Here is an 11,686-nt window from a genome sequence, read left to right as displayed (position 1 = left end):
CTCTGTCCCGGAAACCCTAGCGCGGGGCTTCACCCCGGATCGTAGACACCTTGGACACTGGACCTTGAGGGTCCAGAGGAAGAGATGTCACTGATGGTGATGAAGGTGTACTCGGCGGAGTTCAAGACGGATGCTGTCGCGCTGTACCTGTCGGACCCGAAGAACACGTTCGAGGGCGTGAGCAAGGACCTGGGCGTCAGCCGGGAGACGCTGCGGAATTGGGTGCGGGTCGAGCGCACCCGGCAGGGCCGTGCGGCGGCCGCGAGTCGCTCGCCGCGGGCGGTACAGGCCGTTGATGTACCCTCCGACGATGTGCTGAAAGAGGAGAACAAGCAGCTCAGGGCTCGGATCAGGGAGCTGGAGACCGAGCGGGAGATCCTGCGGAGGGCCGCGAAGTATTTCGCCGGCGAGACCAACTGGTGAGCCGTTTCCAGTTCGTTGATGATCATCGCGGCGCGTTCGGCGTCAAGCGGCTGTGCCGGGTCCTGGAGGTCTCCCGGTCCGGGTTCTACCGGTGGCTGAAGGGCGCCCCGGCCCGCATCGAGCGGGCGCGGTCCGACGCCCGCCTGGCCCGGCGGATCCGGGAGATCCACAAGGAGTCCGACGGTACCTACGGCGTCCCGCGGATCACGGCCGAGTTGTGGGACGCCGGGATCGAGGTGAACCACAAGCGGGTCGCGCGTGTGATGGCCCGGATCGGCCTGCAGGGCGTGCATCTGCGTAAGAAGGTCCGCACTACCGTCCCCGAGCCGTCCGCGACGCCGGTGCCCGATCTACTGCGGCGTGACTTCACCGCGAGCGAGCCGAACACCAGGTACGTCGGCGACATCACTTACCTGCCCATCGGCGACGGCCAATTCCTGTATTTGGCAACGGTGTTGGACCTTTGCTCGAAACGGCTGGCGGGCTGGTCGATCGCCGACCACATGCGCACCGAGCTGGTCACCGATGCGCTCCGGGCTGCGGCCCGTACCCGCGGCGGAACTCTTGACGGGGCGATATTCCACAGCGACAACGGCGCCCAGTATGCGTCGAAGGAGTTCGCGAACGTGTGCCGCGAACTCGGCGTGACCAGATCACGTGGGGCGGTCGGAACCTCGGCGGAGGTGAGTCGGCGGCGGGAATTTCACCCACCGCCGCTCTCAGAACCGTGCGTGAACCTCGCGACTCACACGGCTCCCATTGTTGAACCAGTGGGCAACGCGCCATGCTTCCAGTGAGCGAACATGCCCGGGAATGCTGAGGCAATCTCAGCCAGCCTTCTCCGGGCCTTTCTTGAAGCACGACGATACCGTTTGTACTTCCTCCGGGCCCATTTCACCAGGAACGGATTGATCTGCTGTTCCAGAAACCTGATCAACCTGGACTTGTAGAAGCGCCCATAGTAGTTGATCCATCCCGCCACGACGGGGTTGATCATCGCGGCGATCTCCTGAAAGCTCAGCTCGGTACAGCGCCCCAGTCGCCAGCTCCGGATAGTCCTCGCCATGGACTTCATGGCTGTTTCGCTCACTGCGGGAAGGAAGCCGGTCTTCAGCCTCCCATCCCGCAAGCGGGCAGCCCGAGGACGGAAGGTATACCCCAGAAACGTGAACTTCGTGACCGGGAACTCCCGTTCACGACCTTCCTGTTTGCAGTACACCACCCTGGTTTTCTCCGGATGGAGACGTAATCCGAACTGCAGCAGCCTGCCCTCGATGATGTCGCGGACGAAAATCGCCTGCTTCTCACTGGCACAGTGAGTCTTTCCCGGTAAGCGCCCGTCGCTCGCTGTGATCGCGAAGCTGACGCTGCGGCCCGTGCGGTCCCCAAGTCGGGGCAGACGTAAGGCCCCTGGTAGAAACGATCTTGCGACAAATTGTTCTGACCGAGGGGCCTCACGTGTCGACCAGTGAGCCTTTCCCAGTAATGAATCATGACGTTGTGTGATCGTTCAGATGGTGCGGTCGTATTCGAACTGGAGCAGGACGAGGGCTGCTGCGGCGATCTTCGTGATGCGGCTGGGGTCGAGGCTGACCCGGCGTAGGGCCTTGAAGGTGGTCTTGAGCAGGGAGTTGGCGCGCTCGCAGACGCCGTGGATGCCGCGGATGACCTTGTTGTAGGTCTGCTGGGCCTCGGTCAGCTCGCCTCCGGCGGGCTTCTTGTGCGGGTGGCGGAAGCCGTCGCCGGCGTTCTCGTAGCCGAGGTCGACGAGGGTCGGCATGTCCAGTTCGGCGGCGATCCGGTTGAGGGCGTCGACCAGGCCGTGGTGGCGGGCGCAGGTGGTGTCGTGCTCCCTGCCCGGGCGGACCGGTGAGACCCAGATCGGCCAGCCGTCCGGGGTGGCGATGACCTGCACGTTCCCTCCATGGTGCTTGTGTTTGCCGGACCACCAGAGGTCTGCGCCGTTGGGGCCGGGGGCGGCGACGCGGTCGGTGCGGATGACGGTGCCGTCCAGGTTCAGGTGCGTCAGCCCGGCCGCCTTCGCGCGCTCCAGCGCGGTCGCGAGGTCCGGTGCCCCAGCCGCCAGAACAGTCAGCCCCTCGTGGAGGTAGCGGTAGGCGGTGGAGGCCGACAGGCCGTTGTCGCAGGCAAGTTGGGAAAGGCGGGTGCCGTCGATGAACCAGCGCAGGACGAACACCGCCTGGCGGAAGCAGCCCAGCGCACGCCTGCCCTTGCGGGTTCCGGCCGCGATGCGGTGATCGCGCAGCAACCGGGCCAGGTGCTCGGCGGTGGACCGCTTCACATCGAGCACCGCGGTATATGTGACACTGGTCGACACGTGAGGCCCCTCGGTCAGAACAATTTGTCGCAAGATCGTTTCTACCAGGGGCCTTACGTCTGCCCCGACTTGGGGACCGCACGGGCCGCAGCGTCAGCTTCGCGATCACAGCGAGCGACGGGCGCTTACCGGGAAAGACTCAGTGCATGAACAGATTCGACAACAATGGTGAAATAGCAGACCCTTGGGGAGTCCCCTTTTCCCGCCTGACGAGCGTTCCGTCGGGCTGTTGTACGGGGGCGACTAGCCACCGTTTCACATACAGCAGAACCCACGGAAGATTGGTATGCCTTTCCACTGCCGCGTTGATGGGGCCGTGCGGCACGTTGTCGAAGAAGCCCTGGATGTCAAGGTCGATCACCCAAGGATGCCTCCAGCACCGCTGCTTGCACGTCTCCACCGCATCCAGCGCGGACCGCCTCGGGCGGTAGCCATACGAGTCCTGATGGAAGATCTGCTCCACCTCAGGCTCCAATGTCATAGCCACTACCGTCTGGGCGATCCTGTCGGCCACGGTCGGAACCCCAAGGCTCCGAATCCCACCGCCGGCTTTGGGAATATCAACCGCTCTCACGGGTGGAGGGAAGTAGCTTCCCGAGGACAGCCGGTTCCACAGCTTGTACAGGTTGTTCTTCTCATCCTGCTCAAACTCCGCTAAAGACTGCCCATCCACCCCAGCCGCTCCCCTGTTGGCCTTGACCTTCAGGTATGCGTTCCAGACCAGCCGCCTCGGAATATCAAACGGCTTGTCCGCTGGCCTTGTCTCGACCATCCGATTCCTCCCATCGCTGGTTGATCGCCGATCGACACCCAACAACACGTCCCCTTCGCTCCACCCCTATTACGGAGGTTTCATCACTACTACGGGACGTTCCGCCCTCCCGACGCGCGACCGGTACTCCGGCCCTCATGACTCTTCGCCACTTGCGCCTCTCCCTCTCGCGAGCCACGTCAACCCATGGATCGCGGTTTCGCGTCGAGGAGTTCTCCAGTTCCGTTGTGAAGCCCAGACTGAGCTCGCGCCACCTTCATGCCGGACACCGCCAGACCAGTAAACAGGTTCCCGTCTGGCTTGTCCCAGGACAGCATTGAGGCCCTGGTTTTGATGTCGTCTAAGCTTTACGACACGTCATCGGCGGTTCACTTGCGTTCGCCTTCTCAGCCCACACCTGCCATATTTAGTACGGCTTTTCCATGACGCTCACCACCACGGCTCATTCACCGCAGCAGCTCATGGTGGTTTGACACCTGCACCTGCATGCCGATGCCGAAGGACCTACCTTCATCTCCACAACAGCATGGCAACTGTTCGTTCCCGTCTTCTACATCAGAACCTCACAATCACCTTCTGGACACACCAACGCCGCCGCCGAATCCTTCAACGCAAGCCTGAAACGGGAGACCTTGCAGAGAAGGAAACGCTGGTCAGGGGCGCGCGAGGCCCGCCTCGCGGTGTTCCGGTGGGTCACTCGCTACAACACGAAAAGAAGACACTCCGCACTCGGCCAGATCAGCCCGATCACCTACGAACAACGATCGATTACGCTGGCCACTGCTGCATAGCAAACGGTGTCCACGATCCGGGGTCAAGCCCCGCGTACTCCTCCCGGAAGAACCGCCGCTACCTACGCATACGCGGGATCAAGGCGGTCATTCCGGAGAAGGCCGACCAAGCCGCGAACCGCAAGAAGCGCGGCAGCGCCGGCGGCCGACCCATCTCCCACGACGCCGAGCTGTACAAGGACCGCAACACCGTGGAGCGCTGTATCAACCGGCTCCGCAACTGGCGTGGCATCGCCACCCGCTATGACAAAACCCCGCAGAGCTACGAAGCCGGACTCCATCTCTGCGGCGCGATGCTCTGGATCCGCAGCATCACACCGCACTCATGATCGGAATCCCAGACAGGACCTAGCTGTTTCTCAACCGATCAGGTGTCTGAGCTGCATGTTTGCGGTTTGTGATCTTCGTGGGCGGGTGTGCAGGGTGGTGGTGTCTTCGTTGCCGAGCCCGGAGGTTCTGCTGTGCCCACGCCCGCCGCTGTCATGACGCGCCGACTGCGCGCCTTCGAAGCCCGTGCCGTCGGGCTCCGGCAGCGGATCACCGCTCTGGAGGAGGAAGCGGCCCAGGTGGACAGGGAGATCGCCCGCCGGCGTATCGGCAGCGAGATCTGGGACGAGGTCGAACAGGAACTGCGCGGTGATGCCGGTGAGGCTGCTGTTTCCCGCAGCCCGTCCGACAACAGGGAGGCGCCGGCCGACGCGGAGGTGGAGAGCCCTGCCGGCGCAGGTGCCGACGCTGGAACCGGAGCCGGAGGTGAGTCGCGGTATGTGCCGCAACGGCAGGAGGACTCCGATCCCAGCAGGCTGCCCGGCCTCTACTCGAAGATCGTCGAGTTCGTGAGGGAAGCGCGGGAACCGGTGCGGGCTCGGGAGGTGGCCCAGGCATTGTTCGGTGAGGGGGCCGGCCGCAGTCGGCAGGAGGGTGTGCGCTGTCAGCTCAAGCGGCTCGTCCAGCGGGACTGGCTGACCAGCGCCGACGGCCGGGAGTTCACCGCGGCAGGATGACGGGCGCTCACACCGGCCGGGCCCGTCCGGCGGCCGCCTCGTGGTCCGCGGCGGCCAGGCGGCGGGTCATGAGGGTGACCATGGCCCACCTCACGTAGCTCTCGTGGGCGGCGGCGGTGCGCTCGTAATCACGCACCAGGCGACGGCAGTTCACCAGCCAGGCGAACGTGCGCTCGACCACCCAACGTCTCGGGATCACCACGAAGCCAGCTCTGTCGTCGCGGCGGGACACCTCGACCTTCATGCCGAGGGCGTGCAGGGCCCAATCCACCAGGGCGCCGCATAGCCGCTGTCGGCCCACACCAGACGCACCCGCGTGAAAAGGGAACGCACCCGTTCCAGGAGGGCCACACCCGCGTCGCGGTCCTGCAGGTCCGCGGCGGTGACCATCACCACCAGCAGCAGACCCAGACAGTCCACGGCGATGTGACGCTTGGAACCCGACACCTTCTTCGCCCCGTCGTACCCGCGCCGCTCCCCGGTCAGGGTGGAGGCGCCGCGCAGGGACTGGGAATCGACGATCGCCGCACTCGGCTCGGGATCGTCCCGCCCTTCCACGATGCGTACCTGCTCCCGCAGCCTCTCGTGCAGTACGTCCAGGAGCTCGTCCGTGTGCCAGCGATGCTGGAATGCGTAGACGGCCGACCAGGGCGGGAAGTCGGCCGGCATCGCCCTCCACTTGATGCCGTTGTCGACGAAGTACCGCACCGCATCGATCATTTCGCGGTGGCAGAAACCCTCCGGGTTGCCCCCGCGGCCACATAGCCAGCCCGGCACAGGCATCACCCGCCGGACGATCTGCCATTCCTCGTCCGTCAGATCGGTCGCGTAGACGCGGGCCCGCAGCGGCCGGTCCCCGGCATTGCCGTACAAGTGAGCGAGGCAGTCACACTCCGCGGCGAACCGCAGGTCGGGCAACGGACGATCGGACAGGACGACGGTAGCGTTCTGCATGACGGGGCTTTGTTCCTCGCGTGGCTGGCTTAGACAACCGACACGCTATGAACAGGGCCCCGTCCTCATGCCCACTCCCGGACTCCGTCACCTGATCCAGGACACCGTACGGGACCCCATCGAACACCCGACGGTTGAGAAACAGCTAGTCACGGAACTTGATCAAGCCCTGGTCGTTTGCCAGGTCAGTCATGTACGTCCAGCCATTTCGTCAGGTCGGCGCCACCAGGCGCCGGGCGTACGGGTACTGGGCGCGGCGCGGCGCCGGATACAGGAGGTACGAGTCGGTGATGTCGGGGGAATCGCCCTGCCGGCGGGCGCAGCGGAACCGGGAGCGGGCGCAGCGGACCCTTGAGACAGGCAAGCGGCGTGCCAGCGTTCTGCCTCCCCGCCCTGCTCGCGATTTACCTTTTCTGTGAGACACCTTTCTGTCAAGCGTCAAATGGCGAACAACCGACTGTTCAACTGCAGGAGGCGAGCACTGGCCACCCGATCACAGCCGCTCCTACGATCCCGGCTATGACCACCGAGAACAGCCAGCGCCTGGATTGCAACGCGCATTCCGAGCGCACCTACTCCGCCATGCACCGCCTGGCCTCCACGGCCGCTCAGTCCGCCCAGCAGGCCGGTCTGGAGAGTGCGCTGCTCGAGCTCGTCCGCATTCGCGCGTCGCAGATCAACGGTTGCGCCTTCTGCATCGACATGCACAGCATCGACGCGCGCAACGCCGGCGAGACGGAGCAGCGCATCTACGCCCTCAGCGCGTGGGAGGAGACGCCCTTCTTCACCGAACGCGAGCGCGCCGCCCTGGAGTTCACCGAGGCCGTCACGCTCGTCCACGACGGTCACATCCCGGACGACGTCTTCCAGCGCACACAGAAGGTCTTCGGCAACGAGCAGCTCTCCCACCTGCTGTTCGTCATCGTGGCGATCAACAGTTACAACCGGCTCGCGATCGCCCAGCGGCGCGCCCCGGGCAACTACAGCCCCTCCTCCTGACACCTCCTGTGGCCGAGGCCCCTCGCGGAGCGGCCTCGGCCTCCCGCTTCCCGCTTCCGCTTCCCGACGGAAGAGATCTCACGCCATGCCCGCTCACCTGGAACAGCCGGTCGGCTGCCCGCAGTTGCGCGCAGTCCCCGCGCGCAACTGCGCCGCCGCCCTGACGCGCCGGCTGCACCCCGACCGGGGGATGACGGCGGATCTCCCCGAGCACCACCATGGGCACCCGCTGCGCCTGCAGGTGCCGCCCCGGACGCCGGCGTCCCTCCGTATCGGCGGTCACCGGCTGCTGCATCCGACGCCGGCTCCGCCGTGGCTCATCCGCACCGAGCCGGCGGCGCCAGAGGGCACGGTGGTACCCCGCACGGTGGTGATCGGTCGGCTCCCGCGCAACGACGGGCCGCTCGCCGCCGTCACCAGCCGCCTTGTTCCGCCGGGCCGGTCCGTCGCCGCGAGCGGCGTCCCGCACCGCCGGACCCAGCCGACTGCCCGGCGGTCCGAGCGCCCCGGACGCCGCGGCGTCCTCCCCGCCGTGGCCGGGAGCCATCTGCTGCCTCCGGACGGCGAGTTCCCCCTCCACGTGGCGGAGGCGTTCAACCCCGTCGGCGTGTCGCCGGGGCAGGGGCCCGGCAGCGCCCCCGCCGTGGGACGGCGGCGGCTGAGGACGGCGTCATGAGCGCCGTCGCCGTAGTCGGCGCCGGGCCCGTCGGCCTGACCGCCGCGCTCGCCGCCCACTCCCTCGGTCTGGACCCCGTCCTGCTGGAAGCGCAGCCGCGCACCGCCGTGCGCCCCGGCAGCCGGGCAATCTTCGTGCACCGCGCCACGCTCGACCATTTCGACCGCATCAGCCGCGGCCTGGGTGACAGGGTCTGCGCCCAAGGGCTGGTGTGGCGCACCAAACGAACCCTGTGGGCCGGCCGTCAGGTCCACGTCCACTCCTACGGCGCCACCGCGGCCGTGCCGTTCACCAGCCTGCCGCAGACCGTGGTCGAGGACCTGCTGCGCCGAGCCTGCGACGCGGCGGGCATCCGGTCGGTCTGGGGCGATCTCGTACGCGACGTGGAGAGCACGCCGGACGGGGTCCGGCTGCGGACGGAATGCGGCGCGACCCACGACGTCGGTCATGTCATCGCGGCGGACGGGGCCCGGTCCAGGCTGCGCACGCAGGCGGGCATCGCCCTGGAGGGCTCGACCTCGACGACCGAGTTCGTCGTCGTCGACGTCGCCGACAGCATCCGGCCGGACCTCGCCGAGCGGGTGTTCCACTACCGACACCCTGGCGTCGGAGGGCGCAACGTCCTCCTCGTGCCGTTCCGGGGCGGGTGGCGCGTCGACGTCCAGTGCCTTCACGGGGATGACGGCCGGCAGCTCGTCGCCCAGGCGCACCTGTGGCTGCCCCGGGTGCTTCCCGAGGTCCCCGACCCGCGGATCACCTGGTCTTCGGTCTACCGCTTCCAGCAGCGCCTCGCGGCCCGCTTCACCGACGCCCACCGGCGCATCCTCCTGGCGGGCGAGGCCGCCCACCTGCTGCCGCCGTTCGGCGCACGCGGCATGAACTCCGGCATCAGCGACGCCGTCGCCGCCGCGCGCGCGGTGCGCGCGGGCAGCGTCGAGCAGTACGCACGGGTCCGGCGCGCGGCAGCGGAGGCCAACGTACACGCGGCGGGCGCGGCCCTCGAACACCTGCTGGCGGCCCGGCGCGGGCAACGCTGGCTCCAGTGGGCTGCGGCGACCGCATCCCCCCTCTGGTCGCGCGCCGGCCACTGGCTCGACGCGGCGCCGTACGGTCCGCGCATCCGCGCCGTGGGCTACTGAGCGGCCGGCGAGTCCGGGGCGCCCGCCCGGGCGCGGTCCGCGAACTCCCGCCAGAGCCTGGCGTACTCCGTGGCGAGGTCGGCCACCGCCCCGGCCCGGTGCGCGGGCACCTCATCGGCGATGCTCCGCCACTCCGTGACGGGCAGTGCCAGGGCGCTCAGCAGGCGCAGCAGCAGACGGCCCTTCTCACTGTGCCGCAGGGCCGGGTCCTGGCACAGGTTCTGGTAGACGGCCGTCAGATCCCGGTCCGGGGCCGGCGCCGCGCCACGGGCCGGCGTCTCCCGCTGCGGGAGCTGCCGAGGTGCCGGGCGGACCGGGCGCGCGTCGGCGCGCATCCGCTCCGGCACCGGATCCAAGCCACGCAGCACCCTGTCGCGTACGTCCCGGACCGTGGCCGGGGAGATCCCGGTCCGCCGGGCGATCTCCCGCAAGGACACGTCCGGGGAGGACATCAGCAGCCGTCCCGCCTCGCGTCGGCCATGCGCCGTGTTCAGAGGACGCACACGGCCGTCCCGGCCGAGCCGAACCGGCGGTGACGCCTCCCGGTCGACAGCTCCGCCACGCCGCAAACCGGTCACCGTGTGGGCGGAGAGCCCCGTCACCGAGGCGATCGCCCGGTCCGCCCAGTGGGGGTGCGAGCGCAGGATGCGGACGGCGGCGGCGGAGCGCTCGGCGAACGTCAGCGCAAGCCCGTGCCGGGTGTTGCTCTCGACGGCGAACACGAAGGCGTCCTCCTCGCTGCCGTCGAAGAACTGGACCTCGATCTCGGTCCGTCCGCGCAGCACCGCAGCCCTGAGACGGTGCATGCCGTCGATGACGCGCATGGTGGCGCGGTGCACGACGATCGGGGGCAACGAGCTCTCCGCCGCGGCGAGCATCTGCAGGTGCTCGGGGTTGTCGGTGCAGGCGCGCGGGGAGTCGCCCTCCCGCAGCGCCGCGACGGGCACGAGACGCACTGCGGTGAGCCGCGGCGCCGACAGCGGTTCAGGATGACTCGCCTTGCCGGGCACCCTCGTGGACCTGACCGTGTTCATGGTCTGCGTGACCTTTCCTGACAGCTCGTACCGGGCCGCCCGTCTGGCGCTCATGGGGTGCGACGGCCGCGGCGTCGTACGGTGGGCAACAGCGCGAAACGCTCAGTCGCCCACCGGTTACGTGTTTCTCGGACACTCGGCGGCGGCGGGCCGGCGCAGCTCAGCTGCTGCCGACCGGTCCGCAGGGCTCGGTCTCCCCTGCGATGCGGGCGACGAGGATGCCCGGCACCGGGCCGGCGGTAGTTGTCTCAGAAGGAGGCGGAGCCGCCGTCGGCGTCGGGGACCTGGGCCGGCGTGCGGTCGGATTCCGCGTGGCGGAGGAGCACGCGTGCAACGGCTCGCACGGCTGACCGCCTCCTGCGGGGCCGCGGTACCGGTGAGCAGCTCCCCCACGGGCTGGAAGAGGGCTTACCACGCGGCCCGCCCACCGAGCGGCGGGGCCGCGATCCGCGGTTCGATGAACCCGGCCCCGGGGGACTGGCCGTCGTACGTGCCCCACGCCGCGCGTTCTGCCCGGTACTGGTACTGGCACTCGGGGCCGACGTCGCCGAGCAGGGTGCACTCAATGTCGAGCCGATGCAGCGGCTCGTGCGGCCAGGACGCGCAGCCGGGACGTGACCGTGCACAGGAGGTACTGCATCTGCATCCCCCAGGCGCCGACCGGCATGAGCCACACCATTCCCTGCCCGGTGCCGCCGGGGCCGGCCAGGGACCCGATCCCGATGATGCGACCGCGGTCCGCCGAGAAGCCCCTGCGTTTCTTGCAGGCCTGCTCGATGGTCGTGCCGGGACAGCGGTCGAAGAACGTCTGGCCTCATGCGCAGGTGCAGCCGACGCAGCGCCGTAGGGTGGGGGCGCCCCGGCCGTCCGGCTGCTTCGCGCCAGGTCGCCCACGGCATGACCCAGCGGGGTGCGGGCGCGGGAGGCGTGAGCCCGAACAAGGCGCAGGTGGAGGCGGGGACGGGGAGGAGGCCGTCGGCGCCGTAGGCGTGTGCCACGGGCCCCAGGCCGGCCGCCACAGCGGCAGCGGCGCCGCCTTCCGAGCCGCCGGCGCCGAGCCGAGGATCCCACAGCTCGACGGTCGGGCCCTGCAACTCGGGCTCGATGGCAGGCAGTATGTCTGACTCGGCGGTCCTCGTCCTGCCGCGCAGCTGCAGCTCCGCGGCCCGGAACCGGTCTCTCGACTCACTGCCCTGGTCCAGGACGAAACCGCTCGGGAAGCGCGAGCCCATGGTCGTTTCCTGCAGGGCGGCGGTCAGGTTGGTGACGAGCACCGGCACTTCGTGCCGAGGTCCGCGCTCGGCGGGGTCGGAGTCCGGCCGGTCGGCCTCGTCCAGGGCCCGGTCGAAGGCGGCGGCGACGATGGCTCCCAGTCGTCCGTCGACGTCCTCGTTGCTCTCGACAGCCCCGTAGAGTAACCCATTGCGGGTCAAATGCCCGCCGCATAAGAGGTACAACTGCGCATGCTCGTCCAGCCGGCGAAGGTCCTCCGGTAAAGCCATGCCCCTTCCCTCCCCCGTCAAAGCCTTTTGATAAAGCTTTCCAGTGAGACAATA

General features: G+C 68.3%; 12 protein-coding genes and 3 pseudogenes. 7 read left to right on the top strand and 8 right to left on the bottom strand.

Annotation, left to right across the window (positions count from 1 at the left end):
* Positions 1-93: 93 nt before the first annotated feature.
* A pseudogene (locus HUV60_RS29910) lies at positions 94-1,106 on the top strand (IS3 family transposase); the annotation flags it as partial.
* A gap of 62 nt (positions 1,107-1,168) precedes the next feature.
* On the opposite strand, the gene HUV60_RS29905 reads toward HUV60_RS29910, so the two are convergent.
* From HUV60_RS29905 to HUV60_RS29895, 3 genes are all read right to left on the bottom strand, one after another.
* Entirely contained in the window at positions 1,169-1,645 is a 477-nt protein-coding gene (locus tag HUV60_RS29905) for a group II intron maturase-specific domain-containing protein (RefSeq protein WP_257851329.1), read from the bottom strand.
* A gap of 288 nt (positions 1,646-1,933) precedes the next feature.
* Entirely contained in the window at positions 1,934-2,761 is an 828-nt protein-coding gene (locus HUV60_RS29900) for an HARBI1 family protein (RefSeq protein WP_257851331.1), read from the bottom strand.
* A 139-nt stretch (positions 2,762-2,900) separates the two neighbouring features.
* Positions 2,901-3,533: a reverse transcriptase domain-containing protein gene (locus HUV60_RS29895; RefSeq protein WP_257851333.1), complete on the bottom strand. Its 633-nt coding sequence runs from the start codon at positions 3,531-3,533 to the stop codon at positions 2,901-2,903.
* 587 nt (positions 3,534-4,120) lie between these two features.
* Between HUV60_RS29895 and HUV60_RS29890 the strand changes: the two are divergent.
* The 3 genes and pseudogenes from HUV60_RS29890 to HUV60_RS29880 form a co-directional block, all read left to right on the top strand.
* Positions 4,121-4,324: pseudogene (locus HUV60_RS29890) on the top strand (integrase core domain-containing protein); the annotation flags it as partial.
* Between the two features lie 32 nt (positions 4,325-4,356).
* Positions 4,357-4,653 (top strand): annotated as a pseudogene (locus tag HUV60_RS29885) (IS5/IS1182 family transposase); the annotation flags it as partial.
* A 132-nt stretch (positions 4,654-4,785) separates the two neighbouring features.
* Complete coding sequence (locus HUV60_RS29880; protein WP_257851335.1) at positions 4,786-5,328, top strand: hypothetical protein; 543 nt, start codon at positions 4,786-4,788, stop codon at positions 5,326-5,328.
* Positions 5,329-5,335: 7 nt separating this feature from the next.
* On the opposite strand, the gene HUV60_RS29875 is transcribed toward HUV60_RS29880, so the two are convergent.
* The 3 genes from HUV60_RS29875 to HUV60_RS29865 form a co-directional block, all read right to left on the bottom strand.
* Positions 5,336-5,572, bottom strand: a complete 237-nt coding sequence (locus HUV60_RS29875; protein WP_257851336.1) for a transposase — start codon at positions 5,570-5,572, stop codon at positions 5,336-5,338.
* Positions 5,569-6,282: an IS5 family transposase gene (locus tag HUV60_RS29870; protein WP_257851337.1), complete on the bottom strand. Its 714-nt coding sequence runs from the start codon at positions 6,280-6,282 to the stop codon at positions 5,569-5,571. Before HUV60_RS29870 ends, HUV60_RS29875 begins: the two co-directional genes overlap by 4 nt.
* Before the next feature lie 211 nt (positions 6,283-6,493).
* A complete protein-coding gene (locus tag HUV60_RS29865; protein WP_257851338.1) occupies positions 6,494-6,646 on the bottom strand; it encodes a hypothetical protein in 153 nt (50 codons plus the stop codon).
* 155 nt (positions 6,647-6,801) lie between these two features.
* Between HUV60_RS29865 and HUV60_RS29860 the strand changes: the two genes are divergently transcribed.
* The 3 genes from HUV60_RS29860 to HUV60_RS29850 all read left to right on the top strand — a co-directional run bounded on the left by HUV60_RS29860 (position 6,802) and on the right by HUV60_RS29850 (position 9,096).
* Entirely contained in the window at positions 6,802-7,281 is a 480-nt protein-coding gene (locus HUV60_RS29860; RefSeq protein ID WP_257851339.1) for a carboxymuconolactone decarboxylase family protein, read from the top strand.
* Between the two features lie 85 nt (positions 7,282-7,366).
* Entirely contained in the window at positions 7,367-7,957 is a 591-nt protein-coding gene (locus tag HUV60_RS29855) for a hypothetical protein (RefSeq protein WP_257851341.1), read from the top strand.
* Complete coding sequence (locus HUV60_RS29850) at positions 7,954-9,096, top strand: FAD-dependent monooxygenase (RefSeq protein WP_257851344.1); 1,143 nt, start codon at positions 7,954-7,956, stop codon at positions 9,094-9,096. The genes HUV60_RS29855 and HUV60_RS29850 overlap by 4 nt, the downstream gene beginning before the upstream one ends.
* Here the strand turns inward: HUV60_RS29850 and HUV60_RS29845 are convergent.
* Complete coding sequence (locus HUV60_RS29845) at positions 9,090-10,130, bottom strand: ParB and winged helix-turn-helix domain-containing protein (RefSeq protein WP_257851346.1); 1,041 nt, start codon at positions 10,128-10,130, stop codon at positions 9,090-9,092. The genes HUV60_RS29850 and HUV60_RS29845 overlap by 7 nt on opposite strands.
* 248 nt (positions 10,131-10,378) lie before the next feature.
* Complete coding sequence (locus HUV60_RS29840) at positions 10,379-11,632, bottom strand: amidase family protein (RefSeq protein ID WP_257851347.1); 1,254 nt, start codon at positions 11,630-11,632, stop codon at positions 10,379-10,381.
* Positions 11,633-11,686: the final 54 nt, after the last annotated feature.

Source organism: Streptomyces sp. KMM 9044 (assembly GCF_024701375.2).
In the GTDB taxonomy this organism is placed as follows: Bacteria; Actinomycetota; Actinomycetes; order Streptomycetales; family Streptomycetaceae; genus Streptomyces.
This window is presented reverse-complemented; position numbering and strand designations above follow the sequence as displayed.